Source organism: Dryocola mayonis (assembly GCF_051307045.1).
GTDB lineage: Bacteria > Pseudomonadota > Gammaproteobacteria > Enterobacterales > Enterobacteriaceae > Dryocola.
The window spans coordinates 1,602,108-1,618,097 of record NZ_CP150452.1 but is presented as its reverse complement, the minus strand read 5'-3'; the positions used below and the strand labels follow the sequence as shown (position 1 = coordinate 1,618,097).

The following is a 15,990-nucleotide window of genomic DNA, read 5'->3' as shown; positions in this document are numbered from 1 at the left end:
CGGTTGCACCTCATGAAAGTGTTAACTATGTCGGTAAATTCCCCTCGTCTGCAAATAATTAGCCAGATCGCTTTCTTATTTTAAATTTAACAATTTCACTCTTTTCCCGGCCTGTTATCTGGCTCACATTTAACAAGGTTGCACAAAGTTGCAACATGGTGGATATTGCCGGGTAACTTTTGCTGTCACCTCTTTTAAATCTTGCACAAGGGAGTCTTTGGCATGGGCACCACTACCATGGGCGTTAAGCTTGACGAAGCGACTCGCGAGCGTATTAAGCACGCCGCTTCACGTATTGACCGCACGCCACACTGGCTAATTAAGCAGGCGATTTTTAACTATCTTGAACGCCTGGAAAATAACGACGAACTGCCAGAACTGCCCGCTTTGCTCGCGGGCGCCGCCAATGAAAGCGAAGAGTCGCCGCCGGTCCCCGAAGAGACGCATCAGCCTTTCCTCGATTTCGCCGAACAAATCCTGCCGCAGTCCGTTAGCCGCGCCGCGATTACCGCTGCCTGGCGCCGTCCGGAAACCGACGCCGTGCCGATGATCCTTGAGCAGGCGCGTCTGCCGCAGCCGCTTGCCGAGCAGACGCACAAACTGGCCTACCGGCTGGCCGAAAAACTGCGCAATCAGAAGAGCGCTTCCGGCCGGGCGGGCATGGTACAAGGTTTGCTGCAGGAATTCTCGCTTTCCTCGCAGGAAGGCGTGGCGCTGATGTGCCTGGCGGAGGCCCCTGCTGCGTATTCCGGACAAAGCGACCCGCGATGCCCTAATCCGCGATAAAATCAGCAACGGCAACTGGCACTCCCACATCGGCCGCAGCCCGTCGCTGTTTGTCAACGCCGCCACCTGGGGTTTGCTGTTTACCGGGCGCCTGGTTTCCACGCACAACGAAACCAGCCTTTCCCACTCCCTGAACCGCATTATCAGCAAGAGCGGCGAGCCGCTGATCCGCAAAGGCGTGGATATGGCGATGCGCCTGATGGGCGAGCAGTTCGTTACCGGCGAAACCATCGCCGAAGCGCTGGCTAACGCGCGCAAGCTGGAAGAAAAAGGCTTCCGCTACTCCTACGACATGCTCGGTGAAGCCGCGCTCACCGCCGCCGATGCCCAGGCCTATATGGTTTCCTACCAGCAGGCCATTCACGCCATCGGCAAAGCCTCCAACGGGCGCGGCATTTACGAAGGTCCGGGCATCTCCATCAAGCTTTCCGCTTTGCACCCGCGCTACAGCCGCGCGCAGTACGACCGCGTTATGGAAGAGCTCTATCCACGCCTGAAATCCCTGACGCTGCTGGCTCGCCAGTACGACGTGGGGATCAACATCGACGCCGAAGAGGCCGATCGTCTTGAAATCTCCCTCGACCTGCTGGAGAAGCTTTGCTTCGAGCCGGAGCTGGCGGGCTGGAACGGCATCGGCTTCGTTATCCAGGCCTACCAGAAGCGCTGCCCGTTCGTTATCGATTATTTGATTGATCTCGCCACCCGCAGCCACCGCCGCCTGATGATCCGTCTGGTGAAGGGCGCCTACTGGGACAGCGAAATTAAACGCGCCCAGATGGAAGGCCTGGAGGGTTACCCGGTTTACACGCGCAAGGTTTACACCGATATCTCCTATCTGGCCTGCGCGAAAAAGCTGCTGACGGTGCCGAATCTGATTTATCCGCAGTTCGCGACGCACAACGCCCATACGCTGGCGGCAATTTATAACCTCGCCGGGCAAAACTACTATCCGGGCCAGTACGAATTTCAGTGCCTGCACGGCATGGGCGAGCCGCTCTACGATCAGGTGGTGGGTAAAATCGCCGACGGCAAGCTAAACCGCCCCTGCCGTATTTATGCGCCGGTGGGCACGCACGAAACGCTGCTGGCCTATCTGGTGCGCCGCCTGCTGGAAAACGGGGCGAACACCTCCTTTGTTAACCGCATCGCCGACAACACCCTGCCGCTGGACGAGCTGGTCGCCGATCCGGTGAGCGCGACGGAAAGCCTTGCGGGCAAAGAAGGCCGGCTTGGCCTGCCGCACCCAAAAATCGCGCTGCCGAAAGATCTGTACGGCGAAGGCCGCAGCAACTCCAGCGGGCTGGATCTGGCGAACGAACACCGTCTTGCCTCCCTTTCCTCCGCCCTGCTCAACAGCGCAGCGCAGAAATGGCAGGCGCTACCGATCCTTGAAGAAGCCGTTAGCCCGGGCGAGATGACGGAAGTCAGGAACCCGGCCGAGCCGGGCGACGTGGTAGGTTTCACGCGCGAGGCCACCAGCGATGAAGTCTCCCGCGCGCTGGAAAGCGCGGTAAATAACGCGCCGATCTGGTTTGCGACGCCGCCGCAGGAACGCGCCCTGATCCTGGAGCGCGCCGCGGTGATTATGGAAGGCCAGATGCAGCAGCTGATTGGCATTCTGGTTCGTGAAGCGGGTAAAACCTTCAGCAATGCCATCGCCGAAGTGCGCGAAGCCGTTGATTTCCTGCATTACTACGCAGGCCAGGTGCGGGACGATTTCGATAACGAAACGCACCGCCCCCTCGGCCCGGTCGTGTGCATCAGTCCGTGGAACTTCCCGCTGGCGATCTTCACCGGCCAGATTGCCGCGGCTCTCGCCGCCGGTAACAGCGTGCTGGCAAAACCGGCGGAGCAAACCCCGCTGATTGCCGCGCAGGGCATCGCCATTCTGCTTGAGGCGGGCGTGCCCGCGGGCGTGGTGCAGCTGCTGCCCGGCCGCGGTGAAACGGTGGGCGCCCAGCTGACCGGCGACGCCCGGGTGCGCGGCGTGATGTTTACGGGCTCGACGGACGTGGCCACATTATTGCAGCGCAACATAGCCGATCGTCTGGATCCGCAGGGCCGCCCTACGCCGCTGATTGCCGAAACTGGTGGTCTGAACGCGATGATTGTGGATTCTTCCGCCCTCACGGAGCAGGTGGTGGTCGACGTGGTTGCCTCCGCGTTCGACAGCGCAGGCCAGCGCTGCTCCGCCCTGCGCGTGCTGTGCGTGCAGGAAGAAGTGGCCGAGCACACGCTGCAGATGCTGCGCGGCGCGATGGCGGAATGCCGTATGGGCAATCCAGGCCGCCTGACGACGGATATCGGCCCGGTTATCGACGCCGAAGCGAAAGAGAGCATCGACAGGCATATCCAGGGGATGCGCGCCAAAGGCCGCAAAATCTTCCAGGCCGCGCGTGAAAACGCGCAGGATATGAAAGAGTGGCAAAGCGGCACCTTCGTTCCGCCAACGCTGATTGAGCTGGAAAGCTTCGACGAGATGCAAAAAGAGGTCTTCGGGCCGGTGCTGCACGTGGTGCGCTATAACCGTAACAATCTCGAAGCGCTGATCGAGCAAATTAACGCGGCGGGCTACGGCCTGACCCTCGGCGTGCACACCCGCATCGACGAAACCATCGCCCAGGTGACCGGTTCTGCCCACGTCGGCAATATGTACGTAAACCGCAACATGGTCGGCGCGGTCGTCGGCGTGCAGCCGTTCGGCGGCGAAGGCCTGTCCGGAACGGGGCCTAAGGCCGGCGGCCCGCTCTACCTCTACCGCCTGCTGGCTAACCGCCCGGAAGGCGCGCTGCAGAAAACCTTCACCCGTCAGGACGCGGAGCTGCCGGTCGATACCACGTTAAAAGCCAGGCTGCAGGAAGCGCATCAGGCGCTGACCGAGTGGGCAGCCGGACGTGGCGACCTTAAAGCCCTGTGCGAACGCTTTGCAGAACTGGCCCAGAGCGGCACGCTGCGCCAGCTGCCGGGCCCGACGGGCGAGCGCAACACCTACGCGCTGATGCCGCGCGAGCGCGTGCTTTGCCTTGCGGATAACGAGCAGGATGCGCTGGTGCAGCTGGCGGCGGCCACAAGCGTGGGCTGCCGCGTGCTGTGGGCTGATGACAAACTGCATCGCGACCTTGCGAAGCAGCTGCCCTCCCGGGTGCAGCAGCTGATTGATTTTGCGCAGCCGGAAGCGGCTATCGGCCAGCGGTTTGACGCGGTGATCTATCACGGCGATTCAGACCAGCTGCGGGAGCTGTGCGAAAAAGTCGCCGCACGCGACGGCGCCATCGTCTCGGTACAGGGCTTCGCGCGCGGGGAAAGCAATCTGCTGCTTGAGCGGCTGTACGTGGAGCGCTCGCTCAGCGTAAACACCGCGGCGGCCGGCGGCAACGCCAGCCTGATGACAATCGGCTAAGGCTTCGCTACTCTTGAAAGGCTCCTTCCGGAGCCTTTTTTCTTTGAGGGATAACGATGAAACGCGTGCTACTTCTTCTTTCCGGCCTGCTGTTAAGCGCCAGCGCGCTGGCGGATACCTGCGACACGGCCACGTCGCAGGCGGAGATAAATCAGTGCTACGGCGCCGAGTATAAAAAGCAGGATGATTTACTCAACCAGACCTATAAACAGGTGATGAAACGCGCCACCGATAAGCAGAAAATCCAGCTGAAAGCGGCGCAGAACGCGTGGATCGCCTTTCGCGACGCCGACTGCGAGCTGTTAAGTTCCGGCGCTGAAACCGGCTCCGTCTATCCGATGGTTCACGCCATTTGCATGGCGGACAAAACCCGCGAACGCACAGAGCTGCTGAAAAGCACCCTGCAGTGCGAGGAAGGCGACGTGAGCTGCGTGTTTCCTCCGCAGCCGGACTAACGCACCCGAATTCCTTCGATAATCATCCGCTGTACGTTTTCCACCGTGCGGCGGAAAAACTCTTCGTCGTTTAAGGTGCTGCCCGTCACCGCCTCGACCTGGCTTGCAAAGTCAGCGTAGTGCTGCGTGGTGGCCCACAGCATAAAGATCAGATGGTGCGGATCGACCGCCGCCAGCTTTCCGCCCGCCACCCAGCCGGCAATAATCGCCGATTTGTCATCCACGAGGGTTTTTAAATCCCCGGTAAGCTCGGCCTTTAACAGCGGCGCGCCCTGCAGCATCTCAAGGCAAAACAGCCTTGAGGCCTGCGGATAATCCCGCGATACCTCAAGCTTCAGGCGAATGTACTCGCTGATGGCCACCAGCGGCTCCAGGTCTTCGCGAAACGCGCGCAGCGGCGCCAGCCAGATATCGAGGATCTGCTTGAGCACGGCAATATACAGCGCTTCTTTGGAAGGATAGTAATAAAGCAGGTTGGTTTTGGACACCTCGGCGCGCTCCGCAACCTTATCAAGGCTGGTGCCGTGGATGCCGTACAGGGAGAAAAACTCCAGGCCTGCCGCCAGAATGGCCTGTTTCTTGGCTGCGACGGCAAGGGATCGCCGCCCGGTTTGTTTGGTATGTACTGCGCCTTCAGCCATGCGTTCTCTCCCTGGATTCGTGTGCCTCAAGCATAGCAAAGCCGCATCCGCCCCACGACTACTTTGCACCCTCAGCGCGCAGGGATGCTTAATTTTCGTGCACTCTTTTTGACCAAACAGTCCATGTTTTTATAAGCCTGGATGAAACAAACAATCAACATATTGATAACATTGTCTTTTATCACTCTGGCATCAGGCTTGCATTATCTCCGCTGAATACCTTCCCAACCAGTGAGAGGTCCGTGATGAAAATTGGTGTCTTCGTCCCTATCGGCAACAACGGCTGGCTAATCTCCACTAACGCGCCGCAGTACATGCCTACTTTTGAGCTGAACAAAGCCATCGTGCAAAAAGCGGAACGCTACGATTTCGATTTTGCGCTCTCGATGATCAAGTTACGCGGCTTCGGCGGCAAAACTGAATTCTGGGATCACAACCTGGAGTCCTTCTCGCTGATGGCCGGGCTGGCCGCGGTTACCTCCAGAATCCAGATCTACGCCACCGCCGCCACCCTTACCCTGCCCCCGGCAATTGTCGCGCGCATGGCCTCCACCATCGACTCCATCGCCCCCGGCAGATTCGGCGTGAATCTGGTGACCGGCTGGCAAAAACCCGAATACGAGCAGATGGGCATGTGGCCGGGAGATGACTATTTCGCCCGCCGTTATGACTACCTTGCCGAATACGCCACGGTGCTGCGGGAACTGTGGGGCACCGGACGCTGCGATCTGAAAGGAGAGTTTTTCACCATGAACGATTGCCGCCTCAGCCCGCGTCCGGCAAAACCGGTCAGGATGATCTGCGCGGGCCAAAGCGACGCCGGCATGGCCTTCTCCGCCGAATACGCCGATTACAACTTCTGCTTTGGCAAAGGGGTGAATACGCCGACGGCCTTTGCGCCAACCGCCGCGCGCATGAAGCTGGCGGCTGAAAAAACCGGGCGGGAAGTCGGCTCATACGTGCTGTTTATGATAATTGCCGATGAAACCGACGAGGCCGCCCGCGCGAAATGGGAGCACTACAAAGCGGGCGCGGACGAAGAGGCGCTTGCCTGGCTGACCGAGCAAAGCCAGAAAGATACCCGTTCCGGCACGGATACCAACGTGCGGCAAATGGCGGATCCGACCTCCGCGGTGAACATCAATATGGGCACGCTGGTAGGTTCATACGCCACCGTCGCGCGCCTGCTGGACGAGGTGGCGACCGTCCCCGGCGCCGAAGGGGTGCTGCTGACCTTTGACGATTTCCTTAGCGGTATTGAGGCGTTTGGCGAACGGATCCAGCCGCTGATGCAGTCGCGCCGTCATCTTTCCCCCACCGCTCGCGAGGTGGCGTAATGAAAAACATCACCCTTGACGCGCGTCCGGAATCCATAGCTTTTACCCCGGAACAGAGCGCGCTTATCGTTGTGGATATGCAAAACGCCTACGCCACCAAAGGCGGCTATCTCGACCTGGCCGGATTTGACGTTTCCGCCACCGCGCCGGTTATCGACAGTATAAAAACTGCCGTAGCGGCGGCGCGTGAAGCAGGCATGCTGATTATCTGGTTCCAGAACGGCTGGGACAGCGACTACGTGGAGGCGGGCGGGCCGGGTTCGCCCAACTGGCATAAATCCAACGCCCTGAAAACCATGCGCCAGCGTCCGGAATTACAGGGCACCCTGCTGGCGAAAGGCGGCTGGGATTATCAGCTGGTGGACGAGCTGGTGCCGCAGCCGGGGGATATCGTGCTGCCTAAACCACGCTACAGCGGCTTCTTTAATACGCCGCTGGACAGCATCCTGCGCTCGCGTGGGATCCGCCATCTGGTGTTTACCGGCATCGCCACCAACGTGTGCGTGGAATCCACTCTGCGCGACGGCTTTTTCCTGGAGTATTTCGGCGTGGTGCTCGCCGATGCCACCTACCAGGCCGGGCCCGCTTTCGCCCAGCAGGCCGCCTTATTCAATATCGAAACCTTCTTTGGCTGGGTCAGCGACGTCGGTTCGTTTTGCCGCGCGTTGTCCCCGCATGCGCTTGCCCGTATTGCCTGATAAGGAGCCTGCTGATGCCTAAATCCGTCATTATTCCGCCGGGAACCACGACGCCTATTGCGCCTTTCGTGCCGGGCACGCTGGCCGATGGCGTGGTGTATGTCTCAGGAACGCTTCCATTCGATAAGCAAAATAACGTGGTTCACCTCGGGGATGCCCGGGCGCAGACGCGTCACGTGCTGGAAACCATCAAAGCGGTTATTGAAACCGCGGGCGGCAGTATGGATGACGTGACCTTTAACGCCATCTTTATTACCGACTGGGCTAACTACGCGGCGGTCAATGAGGTTTACGCGGAGTTTTTCGCAGGCGACAAGCCGGCGCGTTTTTGCATCCAGTGCGGTCTGGTAAAGCCAGATGCGCTGGTAGAAATCGCCTCCGTGGCGCACATCGGGAAATAGCCCTATGCACATTGAGCTGACCTCTCCCCCTTTCCCTGACGCGCCGGTGCTGGCGCTGGCTGCCGGGCTTGGCGGCGCCGGAAGCTACTGGCAGGAGCAGCGGGCGGCCCTTGGCGCCCGCTATCAGCTGGTGGTGTACGACCAGCGCGGCACCGGAGTTAACCATGAACCCCTGCCGGAAGACTACAGCATGGCGGATATGGCGCGCGAGCTGCACGAAGCCCTGCAGGCGAAAGGCGTCACCGAGTTTAGCCTGCTGGGCCATGCGCTTGGCGGACTGCTCGGCATGCAGCTGGCGCTGGATTATCCCGAATCGGTAAAAGCGCTGATCGTGATTAACGGCTGGCTGCAGCTTAACGCCCACACGCGACGCTGCTTCGCGGTTCGGGAAACCCTGCTGCGCGACAGCGGCAGCGCGGCGTATTTACAGGCGCAGCCGCTTTTCCTTTATCCGGCCGACTGGATGGCGGCTAACCAGCCGCGCCTTGAGGCGGAGGAGGCCCTGCATAACGCCCACTTTCAGGGAGAAGAGAACCTTACGCGCCGCCTGAAGGCGCTGAAGGCGGCGGATTTTCGCGCTACCGCGCACCTTATCCGCCAGCCGGTGCTGCTGATTTGCGCCCGGGACGATCTTCTGGTGCCCTGGAACTGCTCCGCGGCGCTGCACGACGCCTTGCCCAACAGCCGGCTGCAGATCCTGCCCTGGGGCGGCCACGCCTGCAACGTCACCGCCGCTAGCGCCTTTAACGAACGGCTGCTGGACGAACTGGCCAGGCTATTACCCTTCCCCGAATACCATGAGGAAAACGTATGAGTTCTGCAGTTGATACCCCGGCGCTGGAGACGCTGTTTACCCATGCCCGCACCCACAGCGCCTGGCTGGATCGCGGCGTGAGCGATGCGCAGCTTGAAGAGATTTATAACCTGGTTTGCCTCGGCCCTACTTCGGCTAACTGTTCGCCGGCGCGCTTTCTTTTTGTGCGCAGCAGCGAGGGGAAAGCCCGTCTTAAACCCGCGCTCTCCAGCGGTAACGTCGATAAAACCATGAGCGCGCCGGTGACGGCCATCGTCGCCTGGGATCCGGCTTTCTATGAGCATCTGCCCGCGCTGTTTCCCTATGCGGACGCGCGCGCATGGTTTACCTCAAGCCCTGAACTGGCGCAGGAAACCGCCTTTCGCAACAGCTCGATGCAGGCGGCCTATCTGATTTCCGCCTGCCGGGCGCTGGGCCTCGACACCGGGCCGATGTCAGGTTTCGATCGACAGAAAGTGGATGCGGCGTTTTTCCAGGCCAGCGGCTGGAAAAGCAATTTGCTGATCAATATCGGCTATGGCGACGCCGCCAGAACGCATGCCCGCCTGCCGCGTCTGGCTTTTCAGGACGCCTGCGGGCTGGCTTAAGGAGCATTTATGGTTGAAAAACAAAGCTTCCGCGATGCGATGTCCCGACTCGGGGCGGCGGTCAATATTATCACCACCGACGGCCCTGCCGGACGGGCTGGTTTTACCGCCTCGGCGGTGTGTAGCGTCACCGATGACCCGCCGACTTTGCTGGTCTGCCTTAATCGCAGCGCGTCGGTATGGCCGGTTTTCAGTCAGAACATGGCGCTTTGCGTCAATACCCTGGCCGCCGGTCACGAATCGCTCTCCAACCTGTTTGGCGGCAAAACGCCCATGGCGGAGCGCTTTTCCGCAGCGCGCTGGCGACAGGGCGCGAGCGGCTGCCCGCAGCTTGAAGGCGCGGTGGCCTCCTTCGACTGCCGCATCAGCCAGGTGGTGAGCGTGGGAACGCACGACATCCTGTTTTGCGAGCTGGTGGCTTTAGAACGTAACGACGATACCCACGGCCTGGTGTGGTTTGACCGTGGCTATCACCAACTGATGCGGCCTGCCTGTTAGCCGAAATTCCTGCGTGGAGATGAAAATGGCGAATTCCTGGTTCCCTCAATGGCGTAAGAAATCTGCAGTAACGGAAAGCGGCGTCGTGGCGCCGGATGAAATGCTGCCGCTGGGGCAGACGCTGGTGATGGGCGTGCAGCACGCGGTGGCGATGTTCGGGGCGACGGTTTTAATGCCGCTGCTGATGGGTCTCGATCCGAATCTTTCTATCCTGATGTCGGGCGTCGGCACGCTGCTGTTTTTCCTGGTCACCGGCGGGCGCGTGCCGAGCTATCTCGGCTCCAGCGCGGCCTTTGTCGGCGTGGTGATAGCCGTCACGGGCTTTAACGGCCAGGGACTGAACCCTCATCTGAGCGTGGCGCTGGGCGGGATTATCGCCTGCGGCGCGGCGTATACCGCGATTGGGTTTATCGTTATGAAAGCGGGCACCCGCTGGATTGAGCGCCTGATGCCGCCGGTGGTCACCGGCGCGGTGGTGATGGCGATTGGGCTTAACCTTGCGCCGATAGCCGTGCGCGGCGTCTCGGCCAGCGGCTTTGACAGCTGGATGGCGGTGATGACGGTGCTGTGTATCGGCCTTGTGGCGGTGTTCACGCGCGGAATGATCCAACGCCTGCTGATCCTGTTAGGCCTGATCGTTGCCTGCGCGCTGTATGCGATCCTCGCAAACGGCCTGGGCTTCGGCAAACCGGTAGATTTTTCTCTTCTCCAGCAGGCCGCGTGGTTTGGCCTGCCACAGCTCACCTCGCCGACCTTTAACGGCCAGGCAATGATGTTAATCGCCCCGGTAGCCGTTATCCTGGTGGCGGAAAACCTCGGGCACCTGAAAGCCGTGGCGGGCATGACCGGCCAAAATATGGACCCTTATATCGGCCGCGCTTTCGTCGGCGACGGGCTGGCGACGATGCTTTCAGGTTCGGTAGGCGGCAGCGGCGTCACGACCTATGCGGAGAATATCGGCGTAATGGCCGTGACGAAAGTCTATTCCACGCTGGTGTTCGTGGCCGCCTCGGGCATCGCCATGCTGCTTGGCTTCTCACCGAAGTTCGGGGCGCTTATCCATACCATCCCGGCCCCGGTAATCGGCGGCGCCTCGATTGTGGTGTTCGGGCTGATTGCCGTGGCGGGGGCGCGCATCTGGATACAGCATCGCGTGGACCTGAGCCTGAACGGTAATTTGATTATGGTTGCGGTGACGCTGGTGCTGGGAGCGGGCGACTTCGCCCTGACGCTGGGCGGCTTTACGCTCGGCGGGATAGGCACCGCCACCTTTGGCGCCATTATTCTGAACGCCATTTTAAGCCGTCGCCCGGCCCCGGTGAGCGACGCCGAAATAGCCCATCAGGATCCCTGACGGCGCAGCTCTTCCTTCGGCACCGAAACCGGTGCCGCTTTCTTACGTTTGAGTTTTAATTCGCTGACCAGCACGCCAAGCACGATAAGCGCGCCGCCTGAAAGGGCCAGCATGGGCAAACGCTCCCCGGCGATGCGCCCGAAAATACCTGCCCAGACCGGCTCGCCGGTATATATAACCGTGGCGCGGGTCGGCGAAACGCTGCGCTGCGCCCAGTTCATCGTCACCTGGATAATGGCGCTGAAAATCCCTAAGCCCAGGGCTATTACCGCTAAGCCGCTGCTCAACGGCGGCACGCTCTCGCCTGCCGGAATCATGGTAGCGAAGGCTACAATTGACGCGGTGGCCAGTTGCACCACGGTCACGCGTTTAATATCCACCCTGCCGGCCCAGAGGCCGATCATGATTATCTCGGCGGCGATGGCAAGCGCGCTTATCAGCGTGATGATTTCGCCCGCGCCCAAAGTCAGCGTCGCGCCTTGCGGCCCGGCGAGGAAGATTAACCCCATAAAGGCCAGCGCCACGCCCGCCCAGGACATAACCCCCGGCATTTTCCCCAGGCAAACCCACTGCAGCAGCGGCACTAAAGGAACGTACATCGCGGTGATAAAGGCGGATTTACTGCTCGGAATGGTCTGTAATCCCCACGTCTGCATGCTGTAACCCATGGCGATGGAAATACCGATGGCAACGCCCGCCTTGACTTCCAGCCACGTCAGGCCGCGCAGGGATTTTAGCGACAGCAGCCCTACGGCAAGCGCCGCGGTGGCAAAACGCAGGCCGACAAAGAAAAACGGTCCGCTCATGGTCATCGCATACTGCACGGCAAGGAAGGTGCCGCCCCAGAACATGGTTATCAGAATCAGTATCGCTTCCTGAGGCTTTACGGAGAATTTGTAGCGGCTTAATAAGGCGGACATGGGGATACCAGCAAGCATTCAGAGGATAAATAACAGAGCTGACTATAGTGCGACGCGCCGGGAGGCGGCGCAATGGGCGGCGGAAAATAAAAAACCGCCGGTAAAAACCGGCGGCCGGGACTGGCTATTAGCTCTTAATCATCGGACAGGACAGCTAATCGCCCTTAGCTACGGCTATTTACTTTTGCTGCTACCGCTGCCGTGGCTATTTTTGCCCCCTTTCTGGCCTGCTTCTGATGCACGTTGTGGGTCATTTTTAAAATTCCCACCGCTATGTTGGCCACCTTTACGACCTGCTTCTGATGCTCTTTCACGGTCTTCAGCGAAATTACCTGAACCACCACGATGGTTTGCCATTTCTAACCTCCAGATTGGTGAAATCAATAAGTCATCATTCTGCATTCAGTAAAAGAGAAATTCTTTCACCGCGCGGCATTCGGCTTGCGCCCTTATCGCTGCCACGTGAAACTAAGCTTAGTGCAGCAAGCGTAATTGACCAGTTAACCGTAATATCTTGCAACATGTAATCGCCGGAAAGAATGATTTTTTCGCGCTGCGATTCATAAGATATTCTTATTTTTGACGAAATCTTCAGGGCATAAAAATGTGACGTAATGCTACATTTTTGCCCTTTTACCGCAGATTGTGATGCATCAAGGAAACGGCACTCCGGTTTGCACTCTCAGGCACAGGGCATATCTTTAAAGGAGGGCAGCAAAACGCTGCGGTTCAATCCAGGAGTAAAACAAGATGGCAAAAATACTGGTGCTCTATTATTCCATGTATGGACATATCGAAACGATGGCTCACGCCGTGGCGGAAGGCGCTCAGAAGGTCGATGGCGCCGAGGTGACGATAAAACGGGTACCGGAAACCATGCCGGCCGAAGCCTTCTTAAAAGCCGGCGGGAAAACGCAAAACGCCCCGCAGGCCACGCCGCAGGAGCTTGCGGAATACGACGCCATCATTTTTGGTACGCCAACCCGCTTTGGCAACATGTCCGGACAAATGCGCACCTTCCTTGACCAGACCGGCGGCCTGTGGGCATCCGGCGGCCTTTACGGCAAGCTTGCCAGCGTGTTCAGCTCAACCGGCACCGGCGGCGGCCAGGAGCACACTATTTCTTCGACATGGACTACGCTTGCACATCACGGGATGGTTATCGTCCCAATTGGCTATGCGGCGCAGGAGCTGTTTGATATTTCGCAGGTGCGCGGCGGCACACCTTACGGCGCCACGACTATCGCCGGCGGCGATGGCTCTCGTCAGCCAAGCGCGGAGGAGCTGTCCATCGCCCGCTATCAGGGTGAATACGTGGCCGGTCTGGCAGTTAAACTCAACGGTTAATTTTCAAAGGAGCACCTATGCCAACTCAAGAATCCAAAGCGCATCACGTCGGTGAATGGGCAAGTCTACGTAATACCTCTCCGGAGATAGCGGAAGCTATTTTTGAAGTGGCTAAATATGACGAAAAGCTCGCAGAGAAAATCTGGGAGGAAGGCAGCGACGAAGTGTTGCTCAAGGCGTTTGAGAAAACCGATAAGGACTCGCTGTTCTGGGGAGAGCAGACCATAGAGCGCAAAAACGTTTAGGTTGTTCGACCGGTCCCCCGCCGTTGCGGGGGACCGATGCTTTATTTGCCTGCCACCGTTTTATCTAACACTTCGGTAAATTTATCCCACGGACAAAAACCGTTGGCGTCAACCGGGCAGCCGTTAAGCTGCAGCGTTACGCGCTGCGGCGGCTGTTGCAGGCTCAGCACCTCGCCGTTGCGCAGCTGTTCGCTGCTCTGATAGACGTACTCGACCTTCATCAGCTCGCGATTGGCCTTGCTGTCATGCCAGCGCTGGAACATGATTTTGCCGCCGATCGGCGTACGCTCGTTCTGCTGCGGCAGCTGGTATTCCTTGAAATCCAGCGCGGTCAGCAGCGAGGCGATATTGGAATCATGCCCGACCAGCAGGGTGATTTTCGGCCCTTTCTCCTCGCTGCCCGTCAGCGCTTTCTGAATGTATTTCACCAGCGGCGCGGACACGTTGCGCGCCACCTCAGGCGAGGTAAACAGGGTGTCCTGATAGCTATTTTTCAGCTGCGACAGCACGCGCCACTGCTGCTCGGTTTTAATCTGCCCCCAGGCGACCTGATCGAGCGGGAAACCCTCGTAGTACTGCAAGGTAAAGGCGTCCACCAGCGAGTTGCCCACTTTTAGCGGCCCGTTTACGCCCGGCTCTTCGCTCGCGTTGGCGCTGAATTTATCCTTCCCGGCGGTTAAATCGCACTCCTGTTTTTCTTTGCAGGTCGGCGAGTCGCTAAACGCCGTTACCTGCTCAAGCAGCTTATAGCTGTCGTCGAGCTTATAGTGTTCGCGCTGGGGCCTCCATCGCTTTCACCGCCGCCTGCTGGAATTCCGGCGAGTCGTTGGTGATAACCGGGTTAAACGTCGGGTCCATGGTGCCCATTTTTTCCTGGTGATGAACAGGTACGTCGCAGCCGGGGAATGCGCCGGTTATGAAGAACTGCGCGGTCGCTACGGTGCGTTGCAGGCTGTTGGCGTAGGCATAAACGCTTTGCGGAGTCGGACACTCGCCGCTTTTTACCAGCCCCTGCTCCGCCAGCCATTCGCGCAGATAATGCCCCATATAAATTTCCAGCACGCCACCTTTGGTGGTCAGCTGCCCGCCGGGCACGTCCCATTCCGGCCAGGACTGCGCGGTGGACTGTTCGAGCACGCTGCCGTTGTTCGCCAGCGGCGCACGCAGGTTATGGCGGCTCATCAGCAGAACCTGCTGAAGCTGGTAGCCTTCCGGGGCGGCTTCGGCATTCGCCATTCCCGGAGCAAAACAGGCTACGGCCAGTAATGAGGCGACGATTTTTTTATTCATTCCTTATTCCTCAAGAGGTTATTGCAGCAAAAGTGCCGAAATAAAGTGTGGCAGAAATATGACAGCGCGCCCGGCCCGGGATCGCAAAACGGTAGATTGCTTAGTCCGGGCGTGGAAAAAATCCTACGCCCGGGAATAACGCCATAGCGAAAGGAAACGAAGCCGCTGCCGCAAAATCTTATCAATCCGAACCAAATTCATATTTAAAGCTTAAATTACAAAGAGATAAATTTTAGTCACCTTAGTTTCCCCCTAATTGTGTGAGCCACCTTTTACTTTTAAAAAACTCCCCTCCTCTCAAATAGACATATCTAATATCAAGATATATCTATTATAGGTATGACGCTTTCAACGCCGGGTCTGAACGCTGCATAAGCGGCGTAACGCAGACGCTGGCGAGCCGCATTCAATATTGAGATCGGAGTGACTTATGGATCTGGGTATCAGGGGAAGAGAGGCATTTATCTGCGGCTCCTCCCAGGGGCTTGGCCTGGCATGCGCCCGCGCGCTTGCCGCAGAAGGGGTAAATGTCACCCTTAATGGCCGCTACGTTGAAAAACTGTGCGATGTGGTTCAGACCTTACGCTATGATTTTCCTGACGTTCAGGTCGAGGCTATTGCCGCCGATCTCACCCAGCCAGAAGGGCGGGCCCGCATTCTCGGCGCGCTGCCGGAGGTGGATATTTTGGTTACCAATAACGCAGGCCCCGCTCCCGGCGCTCTGGATGAATGGGATGAAGCCGCCCTGCTGGCCGCGATGAACGCTAATTTTATCCCGGCCGTTCAGCTTATCCGCGCATGGTTGCCCGCCATGCAGGCACGCCGTTTTGGCAGAATCATCAATATCACCTCGGCAATGGTGAAATCGCCGCACTACATGATGGGGCTTTCCACCTCGGCGCGCACGGCGCTGACGGCGATGTGCAAAGCCATCAGCCGCGAGGTGGCGGCCAATAACGTCACCATCAATAACCTTCTTCCGGAACGAATTGATACGCCGCGGCAGGAATTTATGCTGCAACGGCTGATGGCGAAAGAAGGGATAGACCGGCAGACGGCGCGACGGAAAAACGCCATGAGCATTGCGGCGAAGCGCTACGGCCTGCCGGAGGAGTTCGGCGCAGCCTGCGCTTTCCTGGCCAGCCAGCAGGCCGCCTTTATTTCAGGCCAGAACCTGCAGCTGGACGGCGGCTCTTATGACGGCCTGCTGTAAATCT

Annotated in this window: 14 protein-coding genes and 2 pseudogenes; 12 read left to right on the top strand and 4 right to left on the bottom strand. The window is 59.0% G+C overall.

Features of this window, described 5'->3' with window-relative positions:
* The first annotated feature begins 222 nt into the window (after positions 1–222).
* Both putA and WLO32_RS07810 read left to right on the top strand, forming a co-directional pair.
* Positions 223–4,186: pseudogene (putA, locus tag WLO32_RS07815) on the top strand (trifunctional transcriptional regulator/proline dehydrogenase/L-glutamate gamma-semialdehyde dehydrogenase).
* A gap of 56 nt (positions 4,187–4,242) precedes the next feature.
* Entirely contained in the window at positions 4,243–4,641 is a 399-nt protein-coding gene (locus WLO32_RS07810) for a lysozyme inhibitor LprI family protein (protein WP_435947832.1), read from the top strand.
* On the opposite strand, the gene rutR is transcribed toward WLO32_RS07810, so the two are convergent.
* Positions 4,638–5,282, bottom strand: a complete 645-nt coding sequence (gene rutR / locus WLO32_RS07805) for an HTH-type transcriptional regulator RutR (RefSeq protein ID WP_435947831.1) — start codon at positions 5,280–5,282, stop codon at positions 4,638–4,640. The genes WLO32_RS07810 and rutR overlap by 4 nt on opposite strands.
* A 245-nt stretch (positions 5,283–5,527) precedes the next feature.
* On the opposite strand from rutR, the gene rutA reads away from it, so the two are divergent.
* The 7 genes from rutA to rutG are packed head-to-tail and all read left to right on the top strand — an operon-like array spanning position 5,528 to position 10,971.
* A complete protein-coding gene (gene rutA / locus WLO32_RS07800) occupies positions 5,528–6,619 on the top strand; it encodes a pyrimidine utilization protein A (protein WP_435947830.1) in 1,092 nt (363 codons plus the stop codon).
* Positions 6,619–7,317 (top strand): pyrimidine utilization protein B, encoded by a 699-nt coding sequence (rutB, locus tag WLO32_RS07795; RefSeq protein WP_435947829.1) that lies wholly within the window; start codon positions 6,619–6,621, stop codon positions 7,315–7,317. Before rutA ends, rutB begins: the two co-directional genes overlap by 1 nt.
* Before the next feature lie 14 nt (positions 7,318–7,331).
* The gene (gene rutC, locus WLO32_RS07790; protein ID WP_435947828.1) at positions 7,332–7,718 is read left to right on the top strand and encodes a pyrimidine utilization protein C; all 387 of its coding nucleotides are present in this window, start codon (positions 7,332–7,334) and stop codon (positions 7,716–7,718) included.
* A 4-nt stretch (positions 7,719–7,722) separates the two neighbouring features.
* Positions 7,723–8,532: a pyrimidine utilization protein D gene (gene rutD / locus WLO32_RS07785; protein WP_435947827.1), complete on the top strand. Its 810-nt coding sequence runs from the start codon at positions 7,723–7,725 to the stop codon at positions 8,530–8,532.
* Positions 8,529–9,119, top strand: coding sequence for a malonic semialdehyde reductase (locus tag WLO32_RS07780; protein WP_435947826.1), 591 nt, complete (start codon positions 8,529–8,531; stop codon positions 9,117–9,119). The genes rutD and WLO32_RS07780 overlap by 4 nt, the downstream gene beginning before the upstream one ends.
* A 9-nt stretch (positions 9,120–9,128) precedes the next feature.
* Entirely contained in the window at positions 9,129–9,617 is a 489-nt protein-coding gene (rutF, locus tag WLO32_RS07775; protein WP_435947825.1) for an NADH-dependent FMN reductase RutF, read from the top strand.
* 25 nt (positions 9,618–9,642) lie between these two features.
* The gene (gene rutG, locus WLO32_RS07770; protein WP_435947824.1) at positions 9,643–10,971 is read left to right on the top strand and encodes a pyrimidine utilization transport protein G; all 1,329 of its coding nucleotides are present in this window, start codon (positions 9,643–9,645) and stop codon (positions 10,969–10,971) included.
* Here the strand turns inward: rutG and WLO32_RS07765 are convergent.
* Together WLO32_RS07765 and WLO32_RS07760 are read right to left on the bottom strand one after the other, a co-directional pair.
* Positions 10,959–11,891: a DMT family transporter gene (locus tag WLO32_RS07765; RefSeq protein WP_435947823.1), complete on the bottom strand. Its 933-nt coding sequence runs from the start codon at positions 11,889–11,891 to the stop codon at positions 10,959–10,961. The genes rutG and WLO32_RS07765 overlap by 13 nt on opposite strands.
* Positions 11,892–12,065: 174 nt before the next feature.
* Positions 12,066–12,248: a general stress protein gene (locus WLO32_RS07760; protein ID WP_121267345.1), complete on the bottom strand. Its 183-nt coding sequence runs from the start codon at positions 12,246–12,248 to the stop codon at positions 12,066–12,068.
* Between the two features lie 393 nt (positions 12,249–12,641).
* On the opposite strand from WLO32_RS07760, the gene wrbA reads away from it, so the two are divergent.
* Positions 12,642–13,238, top strand: a complete 597-nt coding sequence (gene wrbA, locus WLO32_RS07755; protein ID WP_435947822.1) for an NAD(P)H:quinone oxidoreductase — start codon at positions 12,642–12,644, stop codon at positions 13,236–13,238.
* Positions 13,239–13,255: 17 nt separating this feature from the next.
* Positions 13,256–13,483, top strand: a complete 228-nt coding sequence (locus WLO32_RS07750) for a YccJ family protein (protein WP_121267343.1) — start codon at positions 13,256–13,258, stop codon at positions 13,481–13,483.
* A 41-nt stretch (positions 13,484–13,524) separates the two neighbouring features.
* Here the strand turns inward: WLO32_RS07750 and agp are convergent.
* A pseudogene (gene agp / locus WLO32_RS07745) lies at positions 13,525–14,773 on the bottom strand (bifunctional glucose-1-phosphatase/inositol phosphatase).
* A 430-nt stretch (positions 14,774–15,203) separates the two neighbouring features.
* Between agp and WLO32_RS07740 the strand changes: the two are divergent.
* On the top strand, positions 15,204–15,986 hold the full coding sequence (locus WLO32_RS07740; protein ID WP_435947821.1) for an SDR family oxidoreductase: 783 nt from the start codon (positions 15,204–15,206) through the stop codon (positions 15,984–15,986).
* Positions 15,987–15,990: the final 4 nt, after the last annotated feature.

What these genes read in the sequence shown, in the direction of transcription:
- WLO32_RS07810 (WP_435947832.1), top strand. Translation starts at nt 4,243, where the DNA reads ATGAAACGCGTGCTACTTCTTCTTTCCGGCCTGCTGTTAAGCGCCAGC.
- rutR (WP_435947831.1), bottom strand. Translation starts at nt 5,282, where the DNA reads ATGGCTGAAGGCGCAGTACATACCAAACAAACCGGGCGGCGATCCCTT.
- rutA (WP_435947830.1), top strand. Translation starts at nt 5,528, where the DNA reads ATGAAAATTGGTGTCTTCGTCCCTATCGGCAACAACGGCTGGCTAATC.
- rutB (WP_435947829.1), top strand. Translation starts at nt 6,619, where the DNA reads ATGAAAAACATCACCCTTGACGCGCGTCCGGAATCCATAGCTTTTACC.
- rutC (WP_435947828.1), top strand. Translation starts at nt 7,332, where the DNA reads ATGCCTAAATCCGTCATTATTCCGCCGGGAACCACGACGCCTATTGCG.
- rutD (WP_435947827.1), top strand. Translation starts at nt 7,723, where the DNA reads ATGCACATTGAGCTGACCTCTCCCCCTTTCCCTGACGCGCCGGTGCTG.
- WLO32_RS07780 (WP_435947826.1), top strand. Translation starts at nt 8,529, where the DNA reads ATGAGTTCTGCAGTTGATACCCCGGCGCTGGAGACGCTGTTTACCCAT.
- rutF (WP_435947825.1), top strand. Translation starts at nt 9,129, where the DNA reads ATGGTTGAAAAACAAAGCTTCCGCGATGCGATGTCCCGACTCGGGGCG.
- rutG (WP_435947824.1), top strand. Translation starts at nt 9,643, where the DNA reads ATGGCGAATTCCTGGTTCCCTCAATGGCGTAAGAAATCTGCAGTAACG.
- WLO32_RS07765 (WP_435947823.1), bottom strand. Translation starts at nt 11,891, where the DNA reads ATGTCCGCCTTATTAAGCCGCTACAAATTCTCCGTAAAGCCTCAGGAA.
- WLO32_RS07760 (WP_121267345.1), bottom strand. Translation starts at nt 12,248, where the DNA reads ATGGCAAACCATCGTGGTGGTTCAGGTAATTTCGCTGAAGACCGTGAA.
- wrbA (WP_435947822.1), top strand. Translation starts at nt 12,642, where the DNA reads ATGGCAAAAATACTGGTGCTCTATTATTCCATGTATGGACATATCGAA.
- WLO32_RS07750 (WP_121267343.1), top strand. Translation starts at nt 13,256, where the DNA reads ATGCCAACTCAAGAATCCAAAGCGCATCACGTCGGTGAATGGGCAAGT.
- WLO32_RS07740 (WP_435947821.1), top strand. Translation starts at nt 15,204, where the DNA reads ATGGATCTGGGTATCAGGGGAAGAGAGGCATTTATCTGCGGCTCCTCC.